20 protein-coding genes are annotated in these 25,787 nt (G+C 34.5%); 18 read left to right on the top strand and 2 right to left on the bottom strand.

Going from position 1 to position 25,787, the window contains the following annotated elements; all coding sequences use genetic code 11:
- Positions 1-4: 4 nt before the first annotated feature.
- From MK805_RS15685 to MK805_RS15755, 15 genes are all read left to right on the top strand, one after another.
- Positions 5-844 (top strand): aminoglycoside 6-adenylyltransferase, encoded by an 840-nt coding sequence (locus MK805_RS15685; protein WP_240876863.1) that lies wholly within the window; start codon positions 5-7, stop codon positions 842-844.
- On the top strand, positions 828-1,766 hold the full coding sequence (locus MK805_RS15690; protein ID WP_240876864.1) for an L-tyrosine/L-tryptophan isonitrile synthase family protein: 939 nt from the start codon (positions 828-830) through the stop codon (positions 1,764-1,766). The genes MK805_RS15685 and MK805_RS15690 overlap by 17 nt, the downstream gene beginning before the upstream one ends.
- An 86-nt stretch (positions 1,767-1,852) precedes the next feature.
- Positions 1,853-2,797, top strand: coding sequence for a class I SAM-dependent methyltransferase (locus MK805_RS15695; protein WP_240876865.1), 945 nt, complete (start codon positions 1,853-1,855; stop codon positions 2,795-2,797).
- 252 nt (positions 2,798-3,049) lie between these two features.
- Entirely contained in the window at positions 3,050-4,837 is a 1,788-nt protein-coding gene (locus MK805_RS15700) for an alanine--tRNA ligase (RefSeq protein ID WP_240876866.1), read from the top strand.
- Between the two features lie 214 nt (positions 4,838-5,051).
- Positions 5,052-5,756 carry a nucleotidyltransferase domain-containing protein gene (locus tag MK805_RS15705; protein WP_338057525.1) on the top strand — a complete coding sequence of 235 codons (705 nt, stop codon included), beginning with the start codon at positions 5,052-5,054 and terminating at the stop codon, positions 5,754-5,756.
- A gap of 21 nt (positions 5,757-5,777) precedes the next feature.
- Positions 5,778-6,599 (top strand): histidinol-phosphatase HisJ, encoded by an 822-nt coding sequence (hisJ, locus tag MK805_RS15710; RefSeq protein ID WP_240876867.1) that lies wholly within the window; start codon positions 5,778-5,780, stop codon positions 6,597-6,599.
- A gap of 70 nt (positions 6,600-6,669) precedes the next feature.
- Positions 6,670-7,335 carry a class I SAM-dependent methyltransferase gene (locus tag MK805_RS15715; protein ID WP_240876868.1) on the top strand — a complete coding sequence of 222 codons (666 nt, stop codon included), beginning with the start codon at positions 6,670-6,672 and terminating at the stop codon, positions 7,333-7,335.
- Between the two features lie 43 nt (positions 7,336-7,378).
- A complete protein-coding gene (locus MK805_RS15720) occupies positions 7,379-8,359 on the top strand; it encodes a S66 family peptidase (RefSeq protein ID WP_240876869.1) in 981 nt (326 codons plus the stop codon).
- A gap of 540 nt (positions 8,360-8,899) precedes the next feature.
- Complete coding sequence (locus MK805_RS15725; RefSeq protein WP_240876870.1) at positions 8,900-11,350, top strand: DrmE family protein; 2,451 nt, start codon at positions 8,900-8,902, stop codon at positions 11,348-11,350.
- Between the two features lie 10 nt (positions 11,351-11,360).
- A complete protein-coding gene (locus tag MK805_RS15730) occupies positions 11,361-13,100 on the top strand; it encodes a nuclease-related domain-containing DEAD/DEAH box helicase (RefSeq protein WP_240876894.1) in 1,740 nt (579 codons plus the stop codon).
- Positions 13,097-16,492 carry a helicase-related protein gene (locus tag MK805_RS18070; RefSeq protein WP_240876871.1) on the top strand — a complete coding sequence of 1,132 codons (3,396 nt, stop codon included), beginning with the start codon at positions 13,097-13,099 and terminating at the stop codon, positions 16,490-16,492. Before MK805_RS15730 ends, MK805_RS18070 begins: the two co-directional genes overlap by 4 nt.
- Positions 16,489-18,336 (top strand): DUF1998 domain-containing protein, encoded by a 1,848-nt coding sequence (drmB, locus tag MK805_RS15740; protein ID WP_240876872.1) that lies wholly within the window; start codon positions 16,489-16,491, stop codon positions 18,334-18,336. Before MK805_RS18070 ends, drmB begins: the two co-directional genes overlap by 4 nt.
- Positions 18,337-18,357: 21 nt before the next feature.
- Entirely contained in the window at positions 18,358-19,620 is a 1,263-nt protein-coding gene (locus MK805_RS15745) for a DNA cytosine methyltransferase (RefSeq protein ID WP_240876873.1), read from the top strand.
- Positions 19,621-19,997: 377 nt separating this feature from the next.
- Positions 19,998-20,780, top strand: a complete 783-nt coding sequence (locus MK805_RS15750; protein WP_240876874.1) for a YrzE family protein — start codon at positions 19,998-20,000, stop codon at positions 20,778-20,780.
- Positions 20,781-21,250: 470 nt separating this feature from the next.
- Positions 21,251-21,391 carry a hypothetical protein gene (locus tag MK805_RS15755; RefSeq protein WP_240876875.1) on the top strand — a complete coding sequence of 47 codons (141 nt, stop codon included), beginning with the start codon at positions 21,251-21,253 and terminating at the stop codon, positions 21,389-21,391.
- A gap of 49 nt (positions 21,392-21,440) precedes the next feature.
- Here MK805_RS15755 and MK805_RS15760 read toward each other — a convergent pair whose 3' ends face one another.
- The gene (locus MK805_RS15760; protein WP_240876876.1) at positions 21,441-21,671 is read right to left on the bottom strand and encodes a transposase; all 231 of its coding nucleotides are present in this window, start codon (positions 21,669-21,671) and stop codon (positions 21,441-21,443) included.
- Between the two features lie 74 nt (positions 21,672-21,745).
- Here MK805_RS15760 and MK805_RS15765 point away from each other — a divergent pair, with 74 nt between their 5' ends.
- Both MK805_RS15765 and map read left to right on the top strand, forming a co-directional pair.
- Positions 21,746-21,865 (top strand): NAD(P)-binding domain-containing protein, encoded by a 120-nt coding sequence (locus MK805_RS15765; RefSeq protein ID WP_338057526.1) that lies wholly within the window; start codon positions 21,746-21,748, stop codon positions 21,863-21,865.
- A 198-nt stretch (positions 21,866-22,063) separates the two neighbouring features.
- Positions 22,064-22,810, top strand: coding sequence for a type I methionyl aminopeptidase (gene map, locus MK805_RS15770; protein ID WP_240876877.1), 747 nt, complete (start codon positions 22,064-22,066; stop codon positions 22,808-22,810).
- A 337-nt stretch (positions 22,811-23,147) separates the two neighbouring features.
- Here the strand turns inward: map and MK805_RS15775 are convergent, their stop codons facing one another.
- On the bottom strand, positions 23,148-23,300 hold the full coding sequence (locus MK805_RS15775; protein WP_240876878.1) for a metal ABC transporter solute-binding protein, Zn/Mn family: 153 nt from the start codon (positions 23,298-23,300) through the stop codon (positions 23,148-23,150).
- Positions 23,301-23,673: 373 nt separating this feature from the next.
- On the opposite strand from MK805_RS15775, the gene MK805_RS15780 reads away from it, so the two are divergent.
- Positions 23,674-24,864, top strand: a complete 1,191-nt coding sequence (locus tag MK805_RS15780; RefSeq protein WP_240876879.1) for a GTP-binding protein — start codon at positions 23,674-23,676, stop codon at positions 24,862-24,864.
- The last annotated feature ends 923 nt before the right edge of the window (positions 24,865-25,787 follow it).

Here is a 25,787-nt window from a genome sequence, read left to right on the forward strand (position 1 = left end):
ATATGTGAGTTTCATAGATGAGTTTTCTAGTTACGTCAACAATAACGAAGACATGGAAATATGTTTATTGTTAGGCTCACTTGCAGATAATTCACGAAGAAGAAGTGATGATCTATCTGACTATGATTTTTTTATTGTTACACCAAAAAGTGATTATTATCTTTATCAGATTGATTGGCTGCATTTTTATGGAGAACCAGCACTTTACTTTAACGATCCTATCTCGTTAGGAACTGGAACGGAACTTAGGGTTATTTTTACAAATGAAATTGTTACAGATATTGCGATTGTGAATTTATCTCAGTTTGAGAGACTAAAAGAGAATAAAATATTTTGCGAAAAGATTTTAGGGCGAGGTTCAGTTGTAATTAAAAATAAATTAGAACCTGATATTCTTAAATATAAACTTAAAGAAGATGTTGAACTAAGCAATCTTGAGTACAAACTCAATAGAACAATTGACGAGTTTTGGATAGATATTTATAACATTTACAAACATATTCAAAGGAAAGATTATTTCTCAGCAAAATATGCTTTCGACAGAAGGATTACTAAATTATTGATATTTGTTTTGGAGGAATCAACTAAACTAAAGACTAATAAAGATGTGTTGTTTAATGGTAGAAGTATGAATAAATGGCTGGATGAAGAAGATTTTTTCTTAATGAATGAAATATATTCGTCGACTTCTCATGGACAATTAGTGCAAGTCATTAATAAAGCAATTTTGCTTTTTGATAACAAAATGGACGATATCTTTAGAGAGTACAATTACTCAAAAAAGTCCAATAGAAATAAAATTGTAAACAGAATCAAGGGTAAGTTAAATGATATTGAAATCTAAACTAAAAAAATTGATTGTCTCCTACTGCCATGGTGAAAATAGGACATTAGTAGGAAAGATCATTGATGATAAATTGGAATATTTCATAAACAACGATAAGCCAATAAATTTTATTATGCCTGCTTTTCCTGGAAAGTCACCAAATTCAAATTCTACTTTTACCTCAGATATCGGACTTGAAGAAATTATTGCGTTAAAAACAATAGAGAATTTTATTTCTAGCATAAATTGTTTATATCAATATGGCTGTAAGTTTACTATCATTCATGATGGTCATCTTTTTTATGATCTAGGTATAACTAGAACCGATGAACAATTAACCAGTTATGTAAAATCATTTATTAAACTTAAAAGCGACTCCATTATTAGTTTCACACTAAATGACTTGATGGGTAGTAATTCATTTAGTGTATCAAGAAACAAGTTTAAAAAAGAATATGTTGAATCGAATATTAACTGTCCATGTTCTAGAGATATTCAAAATGAAACCTTGTTTACCAAAAATGAATTCGCAGACAAAATTGGATATTTAAATATGAGCAAAAATCAATTACAAAAGAAATCAAAGGAAATAGCAAAAAAAGCTCTTATTCTTAAAGCAGGGCTGTCTGATCTTATTTCAAAAAATTTTGATAGGTATATTCGGCTATCTATTCATTATCAGAAAAAAGAAAGTCCCAAAATGGGAATTCAATTGATTCCTAATGCAATTAATCATGGTACTCCTTGGTTCAATGTTTTATACAAAGCACCTAGTGGTAAGGTCATTTTAGGGAAAAAAGATTGGGATATTCCAAGTAAACAGCTAATAAATGAAAATGAACAAGGGTATCTTTACGAAATTTCTGAATCCGACTTAAAATCCTTTGAAGAAGGGCGATTTACCAGCAGAATATACTATTCTAATAAACTAAACCGGTAGGTGACGGTATGATTCTTCAGTTTAATAACGAGTTGCCTTTTACCAAAGAAGAGAAGCTAAAAATAGAAAAGAGTATATATTCAGAAATGTCGATTTCAGAGAATATAGAAGAAGAGGTTTTCGCGATTGAGAAGGTTATGGAAAGGGATACAAAAATATTTGTAGAAAAAGATTATAATTCACCTCAAAATATATTCTTTATTGAGCTAGAAAATGGATATAAACTATTTGGTAGAAAAATTTTATCGATAATGAACAGGACTGGCAGATTAACATCATTGAATTGTAGTAGGATATCAAAGGAAATGATTATTGGAATATTAAAAGAAGCAATTTATGATGAACCTAAAATAGAAATAAAATACTTTCCTATATTCAAAGGAGAAAAAATAAATATCTTCAAAAAAATAAAGCGAGACAGAATGACGAATATTCATTTTCCTTATAGATTCTATGATTTTTATACAAGAAAGGAAAGAGAATCTCCAAAAAACGGTTGGAAAGTATATGAAAATCTACCTGTGTACTTAGCGAGAGGTGAAGAACACTTTAGAAAGTATACTATCAATTTTTTATCAAAAGTTAGTGTCTTACCAAACATGGTATTTTATGATCCGGCATGCTCTTCTGGAGATTTTTTAGAGGGAATAAAAAAGCATTATAAAACAGTTACAACAATTGGATGCGACCTGAGCATGGAAATGATAGATATAGCAAGAAATAAATTGGATGAAGTACATTGTGAAAATGCATTTTATAGTAGTTTGAAGAATGAATCTGTAGATTATCTATTTCTTAGATTCTTAAATTTTAGAGTAGTTACTTATGAAACTGCACATAAACTGTATGATATCTTAATAGAAAAAGTCAAACCAAATGGATTTGTAATATGTTTTGGTCATACTCCAGTATTACTAGAGAAGGAATACATGCGTAGAAAAAATCTTAAACTTCTATCATGTTCAGGGTATGAAAAGGAAAATGATAGTTTATTTCAGTACTATGTACTTAAGAAGATAAGTAATGACTGATTTATAGAATTGGTTCAAAAAAGTAAAATTAGAGATCTTATATCTATTTTCTTTAGTGAAGTTGATAAACAAGACATTTGATGATAGATGTGGTAACTTTTATCATAGCTACTTTTGTTATAATAACAATGGTTTATCAACGCTGGATTGTATCTTATACATTATTTTTAGTTAATAATACTCATACAGAGCATTTTTTGTTTTTGTTCTTATGATTAGGATGCTTATTTTTAAAAAGAGGTGTTTTAGAAAGTGAGACAGTACACATCAGAAGAAATAAGAAGCAAGTACCTTGACTTTTTTAAAAGCAAAAATCATCAGGTGATTCCCAATGCTTCCGTAATTCCGGAAAATGATCCAACTTCTTTATTCACAACTGCTGGTATGCAGCCTTTGGTTCCCTATTTGTTAGGTGAGCCACATCCACAAGGTAAACGAGTTGTTAATGTACAGAGATGTATACGAACAGGTGATATCGAAGAAATTGGTGATGATACACACTGTACCTTTTTTGAGATGTTAGGAAATTGGTCTTTAGGTGATTATTTTAAGAAAGAATCCATCAGATGGAGCTGGGAGTTTTTGACTTCAGAAGAATGGCTACATATACCTAAAGAAAGACTGTTTTTTACTGTGTTTGCTGGTGATCAAGATGTACAGAGAGACGAAGAATCATACTCTTTGTGGCTGGATTTAGGTGTAGATGCGGAGCATATTTCCTTTCAATCTAAAGAGCATAATTGGTGGGGACCAGTAGGTTCAACAGGTCCTTGCGGTCCAGATACAGAAATTTTTATTGATACAGGAAAAGAAAAATGCTCAGAATCATGTGATCCATCTTGTGACTGTGGGAAGTATCTAGAAATTTGGAACAATGTCTTTATGGAATATTATAAAAATGATAAAGGGGAATTTACTCCACTATCACAAAAGAATGTTGATACTGGAATGGGATTGGAAAGAGTATTAGTTGCTTTAAATGGGGGTACAGTGTATAACACGGATCTATTTGAAGAGATTCTCAAGAAAATACACGAACTTTCTGATCAAAAAGATGTAAAACCTACTGAATCTAAAGATTTTAGAATTATTGCTGATCATATTAGAACAGCTACTTTCATATTAGGAGATCCGAAGGGAATAACTCCTTCAAACGTTGATCAAGGGTATGTTCTAAGAAGGTTGATTAGAAGAGCCATTCGATACTCGAAGTTGCTGAATATCGAAGAAGGTGGCATAGCTCAAATCAGTCAAGCTGTTATAGAGAAATACAGTAGCGTATATCCTGAACTGAATGAAAATAGGGATAAAATCATTCAAGAATTGAATTTAGAAGAACAAAAATTTGGGAAAACCATTCGTCAAGGACTAAAGGAATTTGAGAAAGTAATTAAAAGATTAGATGAAAAAACGACTGTGATTGATGGTGCCAGTGCTTTTAAATTGTATGATACTTATGGTTTTCCAATTGAGTTAACTCAGGAATTAGCTACAGAGAAAGGTTTTACAGTTGATATTAATGAATATCAAGAACGATTTGAAGAACATCGTAAAAAATCACAAAAAGGTGCAGAACAAAAGTTTAAAGGTGGACTAGCAGATCACACAGAAGAAACAACTCGACTTCATACAGCTACTCACCTGCTGCATGAGGCATTAAGAAGAGTTTTGGGTGATTCTGTTGAGCAAAGAGGAAGTAATATTACATCTAAAAGATTAAGATTTGATTTTTCTTTTGGTCGTAAACTTCTTCCTGAAGAGATTTCAGAGGTGGAAACGATTGTTAATCAAGCTATTAAAGATGATCTAACTGTTGTCAATCAAGAGATGACTTTAGAGGAAGCAAAGCAACAAGGAGCAATTGGATTATTTGAATCAAAGTATGGTGAAATTGTAAAAGTATATTCTATTGGAGAATTCTCCAAAGAGGTTTGTGGTGGTCCACATGTTAAGCATACTGGTGAGTTAGGTACATTTAAAATTACGAAAGAAGAAAGCTCATCTAGTGGGGTAAGAAGAATTAAAGCTGTTCTCAAATAATATAAAAGAGAAGCAAATTCTTTTATATTGAGAATTGGAAAATTATGAGTGAGTCTTGCTGTGTTAGAAGCAAGATTCACTTTTTTTATTCATAAGAGTCAAAAAAAGAGTATATTACTTTTTAAAAAGAGGATAATTATCATTTTTTGTAAAATTATATATAATAACTGATTTGAGAAATTGCACTATACAAGAAATAAGAGTTGATTTAAAGATGAAAATGGATGCAATGGAAGCTGCGAAAAAGTTTATATCTGAAAATTATCCAGATTGTAGGGTTGCAATATTAGCAGGGAGTGTTGTACGCGGAGAAGAAACGGATCAATCGGATTTGGATATTGTTATTATTGATGATTCGATTATCTCACCCTATCGTGAATCGGTGATTGCTTATCAATGGATGATAGAGACTTTTGTAAATACATCTGAATCGTATCGAGATTTTTTTGAAAAAGACTCTAAAAGAGGACGTCCTTCTTTGCCGCAAATGTGTGTAGAGGGAATTGTTTTTCAAGATGATGGATTGGCGAAAAGAATAAAAGTTGAAGCAGAAAAACTTCTTATGCAAGGACCTGAACCTTGGACAAGGAAAGATATTGATGTAAAAAGATATATGATTACGGATCTGTTATTTGATTTGGAAGGATCAACAAATGAAAAAGAAGATCTGTTTATTGTAAGTAGTTTATCTATTGAAGTTCATGAATTTATCTTAAGAACGAACCGGCAATGGGTCGGGAATTCTAAGTGGATTGTTCGAGCATTACGCAATTATAGTCCAGAGTTATGTGAAGAGTTTGTAAAGGTGTATGCATCTTTTTATAAAAATGGCGACAAACAATCTTTTATTGAGTTTGTTGATCGAATGTTAAAGCCATACGGAGGGAGGCTTTTTCAAGGGTTTTCAATTGGAAAGTGAAATAATATTGGAGGAATGAAGATGAAAATAGACGGGCATACCCATACTCACTTCTGCCCACATGGTTCTGGAGAAGAGACGGCAAAGTTTATTGAAAAAGCAATTGAACTAGGATTTGATCGATATGTTTTAACGGAACACGCCCCATTACCTCGTTCTTTCTCCGAAGCTTTGCCATATGAGAAAGAATTGGTTCAATATTTTACTATGGAAGAAACAGAGCTTGACGACTATATAAAAGAAATGCATATGTTAAAACAAAAATACAAAGATCAAATAGAGATACGAGTAGGGTTTGAACTCGATTATTTACCGGAATACATCGATTGGACGCGAAATTTACTCCGAGAGTATCAGGGTTATATAGAAGAAACAGTCCTATCTGTACATTTTCTCAAAGGAGTAGGTGGATGGCGCTGTATAGATCATACTCCTGAGGAATTGAAAGAAAATATTGTTTTACACTATGGGGATTTTCAATCCGTACAAAAGGTTTACTATGAAACAGTCAAAGAAGCTATCCTTCAGTTCCAACCTTCCCGAATAGGTCACCTCTCTTTGTGTCAAAAATTTCAACACTATATCCAAGGTCGAACTTCCGTTACAGAAGAAACAGAGAAAGAGATACAAGGGATTTTATTATTGTTAAAACAGAAAGACATAGCTCTGGATTTTAATACAGCTGGATTTGATAAGAAATACTGTTTGGAACCTTATCCATCAGAGTGGATTGTAAGGAAAGCTCAAGAGCTAGGAATTCCTCTTGTTTTTGGTTCCGATGCACATGCTGTAAAAGAGGTAGGACGGCATTATAACCGATATGAATCTATTTTTGGCTTTTAACTTTAAGTGATTACAAATATCACTATTACCATAAAACCTTATTCAATAATAGGAAGCAGGTGTTATGTGTATGTCCGAAAAACCAGAAGAAATGTCTAAGTTTTTCGACGATCGTGCAACAGGATACGATGAACATATGCATGGAATGTTTCAAGACTTTGACTCATTTTATAAGAAAATTTCTAAACCTATCATAGTAACCGAAAAACCCGTAAAGGTACTCGATCTTGGATGTGGGACTGGGAATCAATTAAAAGGCATCTTTCAAAAACTCCCAAATGCTCGAGTAACAGCAATTGATCTTTCAGAAGAGATGTTAGGGAAACTAAAAGAGAAATATCCATCTTATTTAAAGCAAATAGAGATCGTGCAAGGTTCTTATTTAACTCTCCCATTTTCTGCTTGTTTCTATGATTATGTTGTCTCTGTTTACAGTCTCCATCACTTCACGAAAGATGTAAAGCGTACTTTATATGAGAAAATCAAAAAATCTCTCAAACCAGAAGGGATGTATATCGAGGGAGATTGCGTAGTTTCTGCAGACATGGAGGCACAGCTTTTGGCAAACTATCAACAATTGGTAACGAAAGAATTGTCCAACGACTTGTATCATGTTGACATTCCTTGTTCCTTGCAAACTCAAATTAATTTACTTCAAGATGCTGGATTTTCAAAAGTGGATGTAATTTATCATGATGAAGACGAAGAAGCAGCTATTATCGTTGCACAAGTATAAATAAAGATAGGTTTACAATAAAAATAGGAAGGGTTGCTTGATCATGTTAATCCCTAAAAAAATTCAAGCAGGAGATCATATTCGAGTTGTTTCACCATCCAAAAGCTTTTCTATTTTATCAAAAGAAACAGTAGATATCGCTCTGCAAAGATTAAGTAAACTAGGATTTACCGTATCGATATCACAACATGCATCTGTAATGGATGATTTTGGTTCCTCTTCTATTGAGGAAAGAATTGAGGATCTCCATGATGCTTTTGCTGATGAGAGTGTGGATAACATACTTACTACAATTGGAGGACATAACTGTAATCAATTATTAAAATATCTTGATTATAACCTGATCAAACAAAATCCAAAGGTACTTGTAGGATACTCAGATATCACTGCTCTCGCCAATGCGATTTATACTAAAACAGGTCTTGTTACGTATTCTGGTCCACATTTTTCTACGTTTGGAATGAAAAAAGGAATGGATTATACTATCGATTATTTTCGACAGTGCCTCATGATGGAAGATTCATTTACCGTAAATCCATCAACACATTGGAGTGATGACGAATGGTACTTGGATCAAGAAAATAGAATCTTTCATGAGAATAGAGGTTGGAGTGTTATTCAAGAAGGAGAAGCAGAAGGAGTGAGTATAGGTGGAAATTTATGCACCCTAAACCTACTTCAAGGAACGGAATATATGCCATCTCTGGAGGACAGTATTCTTTTTATAGAAGACGATTATCTAACCTTTCCAGAAAATTTTGATCGAGATCTCCAATCTCTTATCCATCAATCGGCTTTCGAAGGTGTAAAAGGCATTCTTATTGGTAGATTTCAACGTAAAAGCGGGGTAACGGATGACCTTTTGAAAAAGATAATAGCTTCTAAGAAAGAGCTGAGGGGATTACCTATACTTGCAAATGTGGATTTTGGTCATACTAGTCCTATGTTTACTTTTCCCATTGGTGGGAGAGTGAAAATGGAAGCGAGCAAGGGGAAATCAAGTCTTGTCATTCAACAACACTAGGTTACTAGAGCAAAGTGAGACTAATAGAGCTATTCAACACGTCTATTTTTGATATAATCAAATTAATGCTTTTAGTAGAAATACAGTGAGCACAACCGATTTTCGGGAGTTTAAAAATTTAATATGGTCATGATCTTATCGAGATGTGAGGAATTATTATCTACTCTGAGAGTTCAGTGACATCTCAAAATAAAAAAACAACGATGTAAAAGAGTTAGTGCACTATATGATTGGATAAGTGCATTAACTCTTTTACATTTATTACCCATGATCATTGTCGCTATATGCTTGAGTTTCGTTCCCTAAGATAATTTCTCGAAGCTAACGAGACAGTATATAGAAAAATGGCTTGTACTCACATCTGTTGAGAGGAAATTTTAAAATCAACTTTACAATCTATACTTCATTTTGAATCCTATCACCCGAAAGTATTTAACATTCAACTCTTTATAATTAATGATATAATAATTGCGATATGTTAGAATAGATTCTGTTTTCGAACTCCTTATCTAAAGATTGTAAGTTGTAAGGTGGGCTTTAATGAGTACAAAAAAAAACTTCTTTGATAGATTTCAAAAAAAGCTAATAATAGATGATGCATACAAATCAATAGATCCTTTGATAATAAAAATCAGTAGGTTTATCTATCAAGCATTTCAAAAGGAAAATCAGAGGTTAATTTTTCTCGTGCCCCCACAGGTAAAAGAATTGATTCAATACAGTTCTTTGATAGCACAGTGGGCACAGAAAAGAAAATTAAATCGAAAAGTATCACTGGAGAACCTATCATTTCCAATTGATCAGAAACTTTTATTAAATGAATTTGTTGTATCATTTGAGGGGAAAGAGTTAGAGGGAAATCAGATTATAGTAAAAACCAAGAGCGGAAGGAACAATTACCTAAAACATTATATACCGTTCGAAAAAATCTACCGATTATGGCCAGTTGATACTGAACGTCCTTTAAGTCGACATAGTCGGATCAGTAGATCAATCCGAAATATTCATCAGGCTGTGCCTAATCAATCTTTCTCTAATCAAAAAATCTTAATGGTAACACAGCTTAGGCAATTACCGGAAATTGGAAACAAAATAAGACTCCAAAGGAAACAATGGGTTCAAGATGTTATTGCGGGAAAGATAGATGTTAATGGAGAACTAGTCTCTCTAGATTCTATGTTTAGGTTTCAAGAGACACCTCATTGTGTCTTTGCATCGGATATCTATAGACTCATCAGTTTCTTGGAAGATCAATCAGAAGAGATCCAAGGGGTTATTCTCGATGGAGCACAACATCTTCAAAGTATGCAATTAGTAGATGAGTATCTTTTAGACAAAAATATAAATACAGTGGTGTTTTTGGAACAATCCCATCGAGATATTTTAAAGCAACTGAAAAATCGTGACTTCAGAATCTACAACACTCACACATTCCCAGAAGCAAACCAACTATCGAACCACTGGCAGTTTTCCCTAAAATACGGTGCTTTTCGAGAACAAGTAATGAGTAATCATTTCCTAGATTGGCAAGAAATATCTCAACTCTCTCGGGTTTGTTTTCAATTTACTAAAGAAAACATGAGAATATCCGAGCCGATCCAAATTCTTTTTCAAGAATTATTTTTCTCTGTGCTTAAATTATCGAGATTAGCTAGGATAGTTTCGTCTGAGGAACATGAGAAACAACTAGATTTAGCCAGAAATTGGTTGGAACGTATTACTAAATTAAAGCCTTGGTTTGATCCTGTCACCTATCAACATTTTCAAAATCTCTTACGAACACATATTCATGTTCTAGAAAATCAACCGGAAATTATACCAAAAGTTGCTGTACTAAAACAAATTTTAGAAAAAGATTTTTCTCATAAGATCCTTCTTCTTACAACTAACAAAGAAGAAGCAAACAAACTTCAATATTTTTGGAGAGAACTAGGGTATTATCAACTCGAAGCTAAGACGGTCAAGCAAAGTCTAAACAGTTCTACTATTTATGATCGCATCATTTTTGTAGGATGGATTGGGCAAAAATCTATACGTCATGTACTTCATTCTTCTAATAGCAAACAATATCACTTTCTTCTTTATGAGCACGAAAGAGAATGGTATCAAAATTTTAATGCTAAATGGCAAGTAGAACGAAATAGACTTCTTGGGAATGTTTCTTCTACAGTAATAGAGACTAATAGTAAAAATACATTGGTAGATCCTTATAAGTTAGAGACAAATTTTATCCTTCAAAAATACAAAAGAAATAAAGCATTAATACCTTCCAAACAAACTTCATTATCAATACGGAATACTGTTGCATTAATAGAGTTCCAAGATCCTTGTTTTGGATTTTTCGACAATCAATATGATTTCCTTGTACTAGAATCAAACGACAATCAAATTTTTAAAGAGTCTAAAATTTTTAAACTAGAAGAATTACAGGAAGGAGATTTTCTACTGTTTTTTCGACCTTTGTCTGATTATCTTAAACAGTTTGTCGTTGATAATCTCAAAAGACAGGGAGAAGATCATCTTGTAGATATGGCAAAACTTTGGAGGGATGCCCTTTTACAGAAATATGAGGAGTACCGAGGAGACCTAAGTCGGCTATATAATCTTCTAGTAAGACATGGATGCACACGGAAAAATGCAACTATTCGTAATTGGGTTAAAACCGATATGATTGGTCCTAATGATCCACGGGATCTAGAGATTATTGCGGAAGCAACTAATTATGATCCATTATTGGAGAATTTGGATGAAGTAAAAGAAGCTATTCATCAGATTCGTTCGGCTCATCTTCAAGCAGGTGCAGCAATTCAAAAGAATATTATAGGTGAACTAAATCAAGGTCTTAGTCAAATGCAATGGTCTCCAGATCAATCAGTACCAATTTTTATCGAGAATTACGAAGTCGAGCTTGTCCAAATACACCGGATTTTGCCACTTCAAGATAAGTTTCGAGCAAAATTAGTAAATCAGTTACAAAGGTGGGAGCAGTAATTTGGCACAAATGATACCGCCCTTTATAAGTCCAGATGTAAAAAGTCGAGGAGAGAAGGAAATATTTTCATTACTGGAACAAGAACCAGATACTGAAAACTGGATTGTACTACATTCTTTATCGTTAAGTAAACATATTAGGCAAATGTTCGGAGAGATTGATTTTTTAGTAATGGCTCCTAAATACGGGCTTTTTTGTTTAGAAGTAAAATCAGGCGGAGTAGTTAAACAGAATGGAATTTGGAAATATACCAACCGATATGGTAAAACGTTCGAAAGTATAAAAGGCCCATTCGAACAGGCAAAGGATGGCATGTATAGTTTGCGTGAAGCAATTCGTAATAAATTCGGTCCATCTCATCGTTTATCCAAGCTTATTCTCAGTTTTGGTGTTGTGTTTCCACATATTTCTTATCCGACACAAGGACCTGAAGAAGATCAGTGGAGAGTATATGATAGGGAATCTAGACGACAACCTTTTTCAAAATATATAGAAAGACTGTCAAGACATACTGTCCAAGAATTGGAAAGAAAAGTAAGTCCTTCTGCTAAAGATTTTTTACCTACTGAAAATGATGTACAACAACTGGTTCGTTTTCTTCGGGGGGATTTTGAACGTTTAGTTTCAACAAAAGTTGTAGTTGAGGAAACAGAGCAGGATTTACTACGGTTAACTGAGGAGCAGTATCAATGTTTGGATTTGTTGCAACATAATAAACGCTGTCTGTTTGAGGGTGCAGCTGGTACTGGGAAAACGCTTATAGCAACTGAGTCAGCACGAAGAGCTGGTTATTGTAAAAAACAAACTCTTTTTTTATGTTATAACCAACTTCTTGCTTCACACTTAAAACAAACACTACATGATCAACCAAATGTAGTGGTTTCATCTTTTCATGCATTTTTACTTTCTCTTAGTAAAAAGTATATTGGTCTAGGGGATCAAAAAAATCCAAATTTCTTCACAGAAACTCTACCCACTTTGGCTCTAGAAGCATTAGGGGATGGAGAATTAGAGCCTTTTGATAAATTAGTTCTTGATGAAGGACAAGATTTAATTCGTGAAGATTATCTAGATGTGTTAGATTCCCTTCTTCGAGGGGGGCTTGCAGGAGGAGAATGGGAGATATTTAGTGATTTCCATCGTCAAAATCTCTTTTCAGATTATACAAGAGATGAGATGATTCAGTTGATTAGGGATCGCTCAGATGATCGTTTTACCTCTTTTATGTTGACTAAGAATTGTAGGAACACTAGGAACATCGGCCTTCAAACCTATTTGCTATCTGGATTTGATCATTCTTCGATCAAACTGGGAGAAGTAGAAGGAGAGAATGTTCGTTATTACTTTTACAAGAATCAAGAAGAACAACAAGAGTTGATTCAAAGGATTTTATCTGACCTTCGACGTAAAAAAATTCCATCTGAAAAAATTACATTACTATCCTCTCATAGTTTAGATCGCTCAGTTGGGAGTTACTTTTACCAACTGGGAAAACTGTATGATTTAACTGATGGGTTCGTTTCTCAGGAACAGAAACAGGAAAAAAGTCAATTTTGTACTATTCAAAGTTTTAAAGGTATGGAAAATTCCTATGTCTTGATAACAGACATCAATAATCTTCATCAATCCTATAGTCAGTCCCATTTATATGTAGGAATGTCACGAGCAAAGGTAGGATTAATACTTTTTTTAGAAGAAGGAATGAGAGATCGATTCAATGAATTGATAGCGAAAGGAATGTCTAGGTGAGATCTCATATAATCGACTTTGTTAAAAAAGAACTTGTTGGACCAGAAGGAACCCATTTGCAGGAAAATGGCGAAGAAATTCTATTTGATTCTCCTCGTAATCGATATGGAGCAGGAATATTATTTCCTCAAAACGCTGAGATTTCTTTAGAAACAGAATCAACATCAGAAGGAGATAAGGAAGATCTTACAGTAGAAATCAAGCCCATTGAAATCGAAACGAAAATCAAGGATTCAATTCCAATAGAGGAGCTTGATGATTCCTCAGATGAAACCTTAAATTTGACAAACTCTTTTTACCCAGCAGCGATGGGATTAAGTTGTTTAGTTGATGTGCCGAAAGATGGATTAATTGTTGCTATCCAAGCAGGAATATACAAACAAGGAAATCATACATATAAAACTCATTTAAGTAAAATGCGTACACGAAATGCTTACTTCCGAACATCTCTTGATACAAAGATCACTTTATCTTTAAAAGAATTACCACTAGAGGTGGGAACGGAGAGGAAGCACGATATACTTTATCAAAATAAAAAAACGGATCTAGCTCTTTATATTTCCAATCGGACCACTGCCAATCTTTTACCTACAGGAAAAAAATTACTAACATTTACTATAGTAAATGAAAAGATTAAAGCTTCAAACAATGATTGGATCTCCAATGAAGAATGCTTTTTTCAAGTATCCTTTTCAGTAAAAGGTTCTAATCATGGAAGTTTTCTAGTTTATCCATCATCAAAAAAGAGTTTAACTGAGGATGATCAGTCAAATGATTTACTTTATCGAAATAAATCTACATTTGCAGTAGGTCATGGATGTGCAGCTGGTTGGACAGAGGCAGCAGATGGAAGAGCTACTGAAGTTAGAACACTCATTATTCCTGAATATGAGGTCAAGTCAATAGTTCCAGTGAGTTTTCAGGACATACCGCTTAGCATGATAGAATTTAGTAAGAATACAGATGATTCTTATTCTGTGTTGAAAAGATTGTGTGATGAGTATGAAGTTTGGATAAATGAGCAAGAAGAAATCGGAAAATCTTTATCAGAAGAATATAAACCAACAGTGATACGTCATTTAGAGGAATGTCGTCGCTGTCTTTCAAGAATGAGAGAAGGATATCAATTATTAGAGAAAAACACTGCTGTGAGACAAGCATTTCGTTTTATGAATGAAGCAATGCTTATTCAACAACTCCGATATAGTTTAAAATTGCGTGAATGGGAGTGGACAGATGAAAAACAAATCAAACTAGAGCTTCAAGAACCTGTTCAACATTTGGATATTAAAGATCGTACTACTTGGTCTTCTTCACAAGCTCATTTAGGAAATTGGCGTCCCTTTCAGATTGCGTTTATATTAATGAATCTACAAAGTATGTCTACATCTTTACATCCAGACCGTAAGATAGTGGACGTAATATGGTTTCCGACTGGAGGGGGAAAGACAGAAGCTTATCTTGGTTTGGCTGCATTTACTATTTTTCTTCAGAAATTAAATGATCCAAAGAATTCTGGAACAACTGCTATTATGAGATATACTTTACGACTTTTAACTGCACAACAATTTCAGCGTGCATCATCACTTATTTGCGCTTGTGAATATATTCGATCCCAGAATTCGTCGTTACTTGGGAAAGAGCGTATCTCAATTGGTCTTTGGGCAGGGAAAACGTTAACGCCCAATAAAAGGGATGAGGCAAGAGCATCTTTCAAAGAAGGGGAGAATAAGTTTGTTCTCTTAAAGTGTCCTTGGTGTGGTACACAGATGAATTTTTTTCCAAAGAAGCATGGTTGGGATCAAAAGAGAGAAGTATTTGCTAAAGGATACAAGGAAAACCGGGTAAGAGGAAAATTGACTATTCAGTTTGTATGTGGAGATGAAGCATGCCATTTTAGTAAATTATCTCGACCACTCCCAATCCTAGTAACTGATGAAGATATTTATGAGAATCCTCCAACCCTTCTTATAGGAACAGTGGATAAGTTTGCTATGTTACCTTGGCGTGAACAAGCCCGTAGTCTATTTGGAATTAAAAAAAATGAAAGGAAGACTCCACCTACACTTATTATTCAAGATGAGCTTCATTTAATTTCAGGACCTTTAGGATCTATGGTTGGCCATTATGAGACAATGATATCCGAGCTTTGTAGGGACCCTGTGACAGGTGTTGGACCAAAAATTATTGCATCAACTGCAACAATTACTCGAGCTAAAGAACAGGTAGATGCATTATTCCAATGTGGAACAGAAGAAGTTCAACAATTCCCTCCTCCTTGCATAGATGCTGGAGAGTCTTTTTTTGCAAAAGTTGATAATGACAAGCCAGGAAGAATCTATCTTGGAATACATGCTTCTGCGTTGCCATCCCATGCAACAACACAAGTAAGAGTGCTTTCAGCATTAATCCAAGGAGTTAAAGTCGGAAATGTATCAAGTGAAGAAGAGCGTGATGGGTATTGGAGTGTATTAGCGTATTTTAATAGTATTCGTGAGTTAGGTCATGCACGCACCCTAGTAAGTGCTGATATAAGTGAGTATCTTCGTGCTATGTGGATCCGACTTCAATTAATAGGGGGGAAGAATAAAAAAGAAAAAATTCGATACATACAACGTGTAATTGAATTAACTAGTCGGGTAAGTAGTTCTGATGTAACCAAACATTTGCAGGATTTAGAACATTCCTACCCATCGAAATCACAGAAACCAGTAGATATCTGTCTTGCAACCAATATGATTTCAGTGGGGTTAGATATTTCACGTTTGGGATTGATGAGCGTGATTGGGCAACCAAAAACAACCTCTGAATATATTCAAGCAACCAGTAGAGTAGGTAGATCATCAGACAAACCTGGTTTAGTGTTTACGATATATAATACGTCTAAACCTAGAGATCGGTCTTTTTATGAAAACTTTATATCATATCATTCTAAGATATATAGCCATGTTGAACCAACAAGTGTTACCCCATACTCTTCTCCAGTCCGAGAAAGAGCGTTACATGCATTACTAGTAGGATTATTACGGTATTTAGGTGATGAACAATTAGCTCACAAGCCTTATCCATATCCTAAGCAAGAATTAATAGAATACTGCAAAAACATAATTTTGCAGCGAGTAGATCATGTGGACGAATCAGAGTTAGATGATACTGAACGAATGCTGAACTACTATATTCAGGACTGGGATAGTTTTCAGCCATTAAATTATGGAAATGCATCTGGTTTAAATCAAGAGATCCCCTTAATTTATCCTTATGGGGTAGCAATTGATGAAGATTGGAAAGATCGGTCATGGCCTACACCTACTTCTATGCGTTCAGTTGATGTAACATGTGAAGCGTTTATTACGTCTGAGTATCCAAATGGAAATATAGGTGAAGAAAATTGAAAAAAACTATTCGAAGAAGTCAGCTTATTTCCCCATGGGGAGTGGGACAAATGATTAATTTCCCTCACGATTTGTCCCTCATGGTTTGTGGTTTAGATGCTTGGGATAAAGAGTTTGAGAAAGCGGTTGATAAGACAGAATTTGAAATTAGGGAACCAAGACTAGAAAAAAGATTGCAGGTAGAGAAATTTTATACTCCTCCAGATTTTCGAAAAAGTGAAAATCGATCTCGTGTAAGTAATCCAGGACTTCGAATTCCTTGTGTTCGATTTCCTCTTTGGCATTATTGTCCGAGATGTGGTTGGATGATTAAGAGGAAACTTTATAATGATGCACAAGAACGTTGTCCCGGATATCAGTTTGCAACAGGATATTCCTGTAAGCATGATGAGAAAAAAAGATCTTTTTTAATTCCTGTGAGATTTATTTGCGTTTGTGAAGATGGCCATATTGAAGACTTTCCTTTCATGGAATGGGTTCATACAGAAAAAGAATGGAATAACACATGCCAGCTACGCTATTTACCAGGAAAGAACAGCAGCCTATCCGGAATAGAAATCACCTGTACTTGCGGTGCATCACGAACTTTAAGTGGTGCTACCCAAAAAGGTGTTTTAGACTCAATATCCAAAACATGTGAGGGAAATCGTCCTTGGTTGGGGGAAACTAAGGGTACTTTAGGTTGTGGTAAATCGTTAACAGTTGTTCAAAAAGGTGCATCTAATGTTTATTTTCCTATAATTGCAAGTTCTATTTATCTTCCCAGTTGGGAAAAACAATTAAATCCAAAAGTAATAAAACTAGTTGAACAAAATTGGGGTCTCCTAGGGTCTCCTGTTGACGATCAACCTAATCAAGATATAATTCGTTATTTTGCGAACTGGAAAAGAGTGGATTTTCAAGAACTTCTTCAAGTAGTGAGTGATCGGATGCAGCAAGAGAAGACAGTAGATAATACGATAAGCACTATCGAACAAGAAGAAAACGAAGAAGAATACCGTCGACCTGAGTATGAAGCAATTTTGAATGAAAAAGGTGGGGATAATCAAGATTTTTATGTAAAGTCTTTTCCTGTCTCATCATATAAGAAGGTAGTTACAGAATCATTTCAGAGAATAGTCTTGGCTCATAAAATCCGAGAGACGAGAGTATTTACAGGATTTTCTCGTTTAGTTCCTGGTGATATCCAACTTTTGGATAAAAAACGGAATCTATCGTTAAATCCAGATATCAGTTGGCTGCCCGCAATTGTAGTAAGAGGAGAAGGGATTTTCTTTGAGTTTCGGGAAGACAGACTACAAGATTGGATAAAACGTCCTTCAGTTAAAAAAAGAATCATGTTGTTAGAGAAGAATTGGGAAAGACTTATGATTTCTCGAAACCAAGAACCATTCAAATTTAATCCTATTTTTATATTAATACATACATTTGCTCATTCGATTATTAATCAGCTTAGTTATGATTGCGGATATGGAAGTTCATCACTTCGTGAACGTTTGTACTGTAGTAAATCTAATTTACATGATAAAATGAAAGGTGTTTTAATATATACTGCTTCAGGTGATACCGAAGGGTCAATGGGGGGATTGGTTCGACAAGGAAATCCTATGCGCCTAGAAGAAACGATTCAGTCAGCACTAACAAATGCCACTTGGTGTTCTTCTGATCCTATATGTATTCATAGTAATGGTCAAGGACCAAACTCAGTAAATCTAGCCGCCTGTCATAACTGTGTTCTTGTACCCGAAACTTCATGTGAACATGGTAATGCAATGTTAGATCGAGCACTGTTGCTAGGAACACCTGAAGATTCCTCCATTGGATATTTCTCGTTATCTTGTTGAACATTAAAGTAGGTGATTTTGTTGAATTACATTGATTTGTTCGCAGGAGCAGGGGGACTTTCAGAAGGATTTGTACAAAATGGTTTTACTCCAATTGCACACGTTGAAATGGATATGCATGCCTCTCGAACACTCCAAACAAGAATTGCTTATCATTATTTAAAAAGAATAGGGAAAGGAGACATATATCGGCAATATCTCTGTCAGGAGATTACCCGAGAGCAGTTAGATTCTTATATCCCTGATGAATTAAAACAAAGTATTTTAAATATAGAGATCTCGGATCACACAATTGAAGATATTTTTAACAGAATTGATCAGAATCTTATTAAACTTGGATTTTCTTCGGTTGATTTCTTAATTGGAGGCCCTCCTTGTCAAGCATACTCGCTTGTAGGTAGAGCTAGAGATCCTTATGGAAAAGAGAATGACCCTAGGAATTATTTATACCGTCAATATGTAAAGTTTCTAAGTTATTATCAACCAAAAGTATTTGTATTTGAAAATGTTCCTGGTATTCTTACCGCTGGAAAAGGACAGCTTTTTCAAGATGTTACTGGATATATGAATGAGGCTGGATATCAAGTTGAAGCAAAAATTTTAAATGCTGCGGATTTTGGAGTCCTACAAAATAGAAAACGTGTTATCTTAATAGGATGGAGGAAAGATCTTACTTTTACTTATCCTAATTTCAAAGTAGTGGAACACTCCTATTTAGTTGAAGATTTACTCAAGGACTTACCTGCGTTAAAAGCTGGAGAAAAGATAATGATAGGTAATTACCGACATGAATATCCTGATTACTTGAAAGAGTATGATATTCGAAATGAAGAAGATTTACTAACTCAACACATTAGTCGTAATGTAAATGGTAGAGATAGAGAGATATATCATTTAGCAATTCAGGAATGGAATAGAAATCAAAAAAGAATACGATATAATCAATTACCAGACAATTTAATTACCCATCGAAATGTAGAGTCATTTTTAGATCGTTTTAAAGTAGTTTGTGGTGATTTGGCTCATAGCCATACATTAGTTGCACATATTTCCAAAGATGGGCATTACTATATACATCCAGATGAAAAACAGATTCGTTCTATTTCTGTTCGTGAAGCTGCTAGAATTCAATCTTTTCCAGATAACTACTTTTTTGAAGGTCATCGAACTGCTGTTTTTACACAAATTGGAAATGCTGTACCCCCAATAATGGCAAAATCTATTGCAAAAAGTTTAAAAGAACAGTTTTTGAAACTAACGGAAAGCCAATATTTAGAGGTATAAGTATTTCTATTGGCGACGATGTTTACTGATAAGCGATAGTACAAAAATTATTTAATATTTTCCTATGTACAACTGAGACATAAAATCAGAAGCGAATACTAAAAGCAGGCGTTTGTTATAGAACGACCTGCTTTTATATTTAATTAAATGGAGATGGGTAATATGTCTTTAAAGTTGTATATATGATGATGAATTTCTTGATTTTGTGAGTTTGCAGATTCCACGTTCAATCGTCAAGTTTAGAATACAATCCGACTCTGTATTATTAATCTATCATTCACGAATTATAGGATATTTCTTTTTCATTGAGATAGGATTTAATTTGAATAAGTCGAAATAATTTATAACAATAATGTAAGGAGATGCAAAACAGTTTGATGAATGATGAAGAGAAAAATAGTGTTATTAATGGGGATATATCAAGTTCAAATAAATCAAAAGAGAAGTCTACAAGGGAGTTCAATATTGTTAATACATTTATGAAAATTTTGAAGTGGAGATCTAGGAACCCATATTTTAATATGAGTGTGATTATTTTAACTATCACAATATTTTTGTTCGTATTTGTTATATGGTATTTCGGAATGAGTAAAGAAAGTATGGCTGCATTAATCTCATACTTAGGGAGCTTAATAGGTGGTTTTGTAACTCTAGGTGGGGTTTATTTAACTATTAAGAATCAAAGAACAAATGACTTTATAAGGGAATATAAAAGACAGATGAAAATTATAGATTCATTTCTTGAGGAAACAGATTCTTTACTAAAGTATGATTCATTAAGAAATGGATACATGATTGGTATAAATGATCACAAAATGGATAGAAAAATAAAGGAAAATTTAAGTAATGTGATCGAGCATATTTCTGAATTCATAAGAGTATTAAATGATTATATGCCGATGATAAGAGAATTAGAAGATATTGATATTGTAGAGCGTATAAATAAGCTTAGAAGAAGGATACTTTCAGAGATTGAAACAAATGAAAAGTATTATAAAGAGAAATTGCGATATCAACATGAAAAACTAATAGAGCAATCAACTCTTAGTTTCGTTAGTACACTTTATCAATATGAAATGGATATAGTAGAAAATTTAAAGGATTATAAGCGGACGTTAAACATGGAATATTTAAATTCATATTGTGAAAAAGATTTTTAAAAAAGTTTATTGAAACAAGATGGATCAAATATGTATAAGTGCAGAGAACATTTTTTTCGAATTGTCTACCTTAATTAAAGAATTAATTAAATCAATAAAAGATCAATCATTTCTCCATTCTATCAACCACCCCAATTGACCACATTTTGCCCACACACTAAAAATCCTTGGGTTCCCCATATACACACAAGTAAACACAAACCCTTGATACACCGGACTTCATGCACCTACGTAACCCAGAGGAAACCCAAGGAAACACCTATATTTAATATGGAAGTATAATCGACACTCACTAAACGAGAGCCAATTTTCCTTGATAGATAAGGGGCTTTGGCTTTTCGTTTTTGTTTAAAACCTCGTTTGGTAGCATTTTGACCACATAAGATTTACACTGTAGAGAAGAAGACCAAAACAACAGGTGGTAAGGTGATTAAACGCTCAGGCCCGAAAAATAAATCGAGGTGATTAGAATGCAGAAGTGTAAAAATTGTGGTGTTAGCTTAGAAGAAGGAGAAGCTTTTGAAATTGCTTTTATGGTTGGGAAGTACTGTGAAAACTGCATAAAACAATACGAGTATTATCTGGGTGTTGAGGCAAAAAGAACGAATTAATGAATAAGAGGTGATCCTATGAAGCTTCGATTTTACAATGATGAGCCTACTATAATGGAGGCTCTCTTCTATTATCTGTAGTCAAGGATGGAAAGGCGACTTTAGAGTTTCGAGCAAATTGTCCGGAAAAAGGGATGTGCATGATGGAAATCGTGATTTCTGCCAGTGCTTTGGCATAGGTTTCGTTTCGTATGTACCAATCCGCCACCCAAGCAAGTTGTTTCATAGGTGATCCCAAGACTAGTATCTGCCATTTTAGACAACCATAAATTGATCGCATTTGCTAAAAGGGCAGCAAACAAAGTCGATTTATCTCTTGTTTCAGAAAGGAAAAGAACAATATAAAGGGAGGGTATTAACTCCTGCCACTATCGAAAGGTAGACGAATTCCAAAATCAACGAATGGTAGTGGTTGGAGGTGAGAACTCAGCAGTTCAGATTGCATATGAACTGGCACAAGTTGTTGGTCAATGAAAAAAGGATTGAATTCTCCCAAACAATGAAGTATGTTTATTTGGTTTGATCATAGAGGATCGATTATATAAATCTTGGCACATTTCTTCCCATATGATAAATATCCTATTTAAATGAACAGCACTAATTTGGAGCTCTTTTTCGAGTATATTGGAATTAAATATGGGTATATATTGCAAATACTGGAGGGTATTAAACTTGACCATCGAATCAGAACATGATCTTATTGCTCTGCAGAGGATCGGCCGTATTGTCGCAATGGCCCGTGAAGAGATGCTGTCGTCTGGCCGACCGGGAGTCACAACAGCTGAGCTCGATCGTATCGGCAAAAGGGTGCTGGATAAGCATGGAGCTATCTCTGCACCTGCTATCACCTACGGTTTTCCGGGAACAACCTGTATCTCCGTGAATGAGGTTGCAGCGCATGGCATTCCAGACCATCGGGTACTAGAGGAAGGGGACATCGTTAATATTGATGTGTCGGCAGAGCTGGGGGGATACTATGCTGACACCGGGGCAACGATAGTGGTAGGAACCCGTTCGCCTCACAAGGAAAAGCTGTGTCAGAGCTCGCTTCGAGCGCTGCATCAGGGGCTTCAGCAGGCCAGAGCGGGTGCGAAAATCAGTGGCATCGGACGGGCGATTCACAACCAAGCCCGCAAGGACGGATTCACTGTGATCCGCAATTTGTCCGGGCACGGCATTGGCCGCGAACTGCATGAGATGCCGGACAGTATTCTGAATTACTATGATCCGCGAGACAGCAGGCTGCTCACGAACGGACTGGTGCTCGCGGTGGAAACCTTTGTATCGGATGGAGCAGAATTTGTAGAAGAGAGCGCTGACGGTTGGGGGCTGCTGCTGCCGGACCATCACTATGCCGCACAGTTTGAGCACACGATTGTCATTACCGAAGATAAGCCGCTCATTTTAACAGCGGTGTAATGTCACCTCGGATCTTACTACGGCGATCAGATTTGAGCCCCTTCGCCTGTCTATAAAGACTTAGTTTTGGATGATAAGCGGATATCCACCATTTAATGTGAAAATAGATCATTCTAACATGCCATGAATCATGTGGAATGAGTAGTGTTATTTGTGAAAGGATGGACTTCTGTTAAAGAGAACAGGAGTCCATTTTTTGTTTATAGAAATGGTAGTTATTTGTGTTATTGTAAAGCAATTTTCAAATTTTTAGGTTTCTCATTGAAATAGTAAAGTAGTCGTCTTCCTTTTTGGATTCATCAAGTGTAAGTCCTTCCAAGGGATCTAGTATTAAAGGTTATGCATGAATTTCGTTTGTGATTGCCGTTGCTACCTTTGCATTAACTAGTTTTTCAAAGAAAATATAACGAATATGTTTTTGTTGTGCGAATTGGATCACTTTTTTTAACTTTTTTGGGCTAGGTTCTTCATCAGGAATAAAAACTAGCATATACAACTATTTTTTGCGTTTTTGATTCATCTTTTTTTCAGAATGATCGGAATGGTTGTTCGTACAACCAATCATGGAGATAGAAAGAAGTAATATTAAACAAAAGATGTTCCATTTTCTCATAAGATATGCCCTTTAAATCGTAATTATTATTATTTGAAATGACTTGTTCATTATATTGATATGATGTCTTTTTGTCTATTTATTTTTAAAAAAGAATAAAATATGTTTATAGTGTTTTATTTTATATATATTTCAATTAATCGCGGATATATCACCATATTGCTCCGTAGTAGGTAAAAGAATTTAAGTGTTTACAAATAGTAATCATTACGATATAAGTAGATGATAACATCTTTAGGAGGATTAAAAAATGATTGCCAACAAAATACCTGTTACTGTTTTAAGTGGATACTTAGGTTCTGGAAAAACTACAATTTTAAATCATGTGTTAAACAATCGAGAAGGCAAAAAGGTAGCTGTTATTGTCAATGATATGAGTGAGATTAATATAGATGGGAAATTAGTAAATCAAGAAGCAAATCTATCCCGAACCGAAGAAAAACTTGTGGAAATGTCCAATGGATGTATCTGTTGTACATTAAGAGAGGACTTACTAGTAGAGGTGGAACGATTAGCAAAGGATGGGAGATTTGATTATATCCTCATTGAATCCACAGGTATTAGTGAACCTATACCTGTAGCACAAACCTTTTCCTATATAGATGAAGAGCTAGGAATTGATCTCAGTCAGTTTTGCCGGTTGGATACCATGGTCACAGTTGTGGATGCTTATCGCTTTTGGCATGATTTTTCTTCCGGAGAAACGTTAGTAGATCGTAAGCAGGGACTAGATGAGGAAGATCACCGTGATGTAGTCGATTTACTTATCGACCAAATTGAATTTTGTGATGTTTTGATTCTCAATAAATGTGATCTAATCAGTGAATCTGAGTTGAAAAAATTGGAGCATGTGTTACGAAAAATTCAACCAAAGGCAAAAATCATTTACACTATATATGGTAAAGTGGATCACAACGAAATTTTAAATACAAATAGGTTTAATTTTGAAGATGCAAGCCTTTCTGCTGGATGGATTCAAGAACTGAACCAAACCGAACACACTCCTGAAACAGATGAATACGGTATTTCTTCGATGGTTTATCGGCAAAGACGCCCTTTTCATCCTGCTAGAATGATGGACTGGTTTTCCAACTGGCCCGAATCGATTGTGCGTGCAAAGGGCATTGTTTGGATAGCTACACGAAATGATGTTGCCTTTCTCCTTAGTCAAGCAGGTCCATCGATCCAATTAGGTGCATTATCCCATTGGATAGCTGCTTTGCCATCGAACCAGCAAGAATGGTACAAGAAAGAAGATCCTGAACTGCTTAAAAGATGGAATGAACCATATGGGGATAGAATGAATGAACTTGTTTTGATTGGAGTAGATATGGAGAAAGAGCAAATAGTAGAAGAGTTAGACGAATTGCTGTTAACAGATGAGGAAATGAAACAAGAATGGCACACTTTTCCTGATCCACTACCAAAAGAAAATGAATAGTTTGAGAAGAATGATGCTTCGTTTTGTGAGAAGTTTTTCTGAAGAAATTTTTTTCATGCTTTTTTAAGTACGATCATCCTATTTTTCTTAGTTTAGTTTCAATCTGCTTTATTTTTGTTGCTGTATTTCTTTCTAGTTTCCTTCATGACTTTATGAATGAGAATTGGATTTGGAAATCGGTTCCGATATTTTTGCTTCTGCCCCAAACACTTCTTCTAAGTTCTTTTTTATCACTTTTTGGGAAATCGTCTTGCAAAATTGTGTATTCTTTCATCACAATCACATGATCCGAATAGATGGAAGCACGATTCAAATAGATGAGAATCATGATCGACAGTAATACTGTGTTTGTGATTTTGTTGATGGACAAGTTCTATTATTTTCAATTGATGAGCTATATACAAATGAAGAATTACTATTGATTGGATTTACATCATCTGTGACTAATTATGATTAAAATTTGTCTTGACACAGATGATGTTACTTATGTTTAAAACAAAACCCGATTAACAGGTTTCTGATCCGTTAATCGGGTTACAATTTATACAGCCTTTTAGAGGCTGTTTTTTTATGGATAATAATATTACCAGTTAGGAAACTTTAGTGTTTGCAATCAGGATCATTACAGTAGCGCAAATTAATCACCTCTTATCTAAGAAAATGATTTTCTTTTATTATACCAGATAGAGAGAGTTGAATACAGAAATATCTAAATATTATATGGGAAGATATTATCAATTTTTTGTTTAAATCGTAATCATTACGCAGATATATTCATCTAATCATATGAAATTGATCATATTATTACTTTTGAAAAGTAAAGATTTTACAATAGAACAAATAAATTAAGTTTATTTTTGATTCCGAACTAACTCACGAAACAAAACGTAATATTTACGATGTACACCCAAATAGCGCTTTGA

Source organism: Shimazuella soli (genome assembly GCF_022511585.1).
Lineage (GTDB): Bacteria > Bacillota > Bacilli > Thermoactinomycetales > Thermoactinomycetaceae > Shimazuella > Shimazuella soli.

Bases quoted from the DNA above. Each gene is read 5' to 3' on its own strand.
- MK805_RS15755 (WP_240876875.1), top strand. From the start codon at position 21,251: ATGCAGAAGTGTAAAAATTGTGGTGTTAGCTTAGAAGAAGGAGAAGCT.
- MK805_RS15695 (WP_240876865.1), top strand. From the start codon at position 1,853: ATGTCGATTTCAGAGAATATAGAAGAAGAGGTTTTCGCGATTGAGAAG.
- MK805_RS15760 (WP_240876876.1), bottom strand. From the start codon at position 21,671: ATGCGATCAATTTATGGTTGTCTAAAATGGCAGATACTAGTCTTGGGA.
- MK805_RS15725 (WP_240876870.1), top strand. From the start codon at position 8,900: ATGAGTACAAAAAAAAACTTCTTTGATAGATTTCAAAAAAAGCTAATA.
- MK805_RS15705 (WP_338057525.1), top strand. From the start codon at position 5,052: ATGAAAATGGATGCAATGGAAGCTGCGAAAAAGTTTATATCTGAAAAT.
- hisJ (WP_240876867.1), top strand. From the start codon at position 5,778: ATGAAAATAGACGGGCATACCCATACTCACTTCTGCCCACATGGTTCT.
- MK805_RS15750 (WP_240876874.1), top strand. From the start codon at position 19,998: ATGAATGATGAAGAGAAAAATAGTGTTATTAATGGGGATATATCAAGT.
- MK805_RS15715 (WP_240876868.1), top strand. From the start codon at position 6,670: ATGTCCGAAAAACCAGAAGAAATGTCTAAGTTTTTCGACGATCGTGCA.
- MK805_RS15780 (WP_240876879.1), top strand. From the start codon at position 23,674: ATGATTGCCAACAAAATACCTGTTACTGTTTTAAGTGGATACTTAGGT.
- MK805_RS15690 (WP_240876864.1), top strand. From the start codon at position 828: ATGATATTGAAATCTAAACTAAAAAAATTGATTGTCTCCTACTGCCAT.
- MK805_RS15730 (WP_240876894.1), top strand. From the start codon at position 11,361: ATGATACCGCCCTTTATAAGTCCAGATGTAAAAAGTCGAGGAGAGAAG.
- MK805_RS15775 (WP_240876878.1), bottom strand. From the start codon at position 23,300: ATGCTAGTTTTTATTCCTGATGAAGAACCTAGCCCAAAAAAGTTAAAA.
- MK805_RS15720 (WP_240876869.1), top strand. From the start codon at position 7,379: ATGTTAATCCCTAAAAAAATTCAAGCAGGAGATCATATTCGAGTTGTT.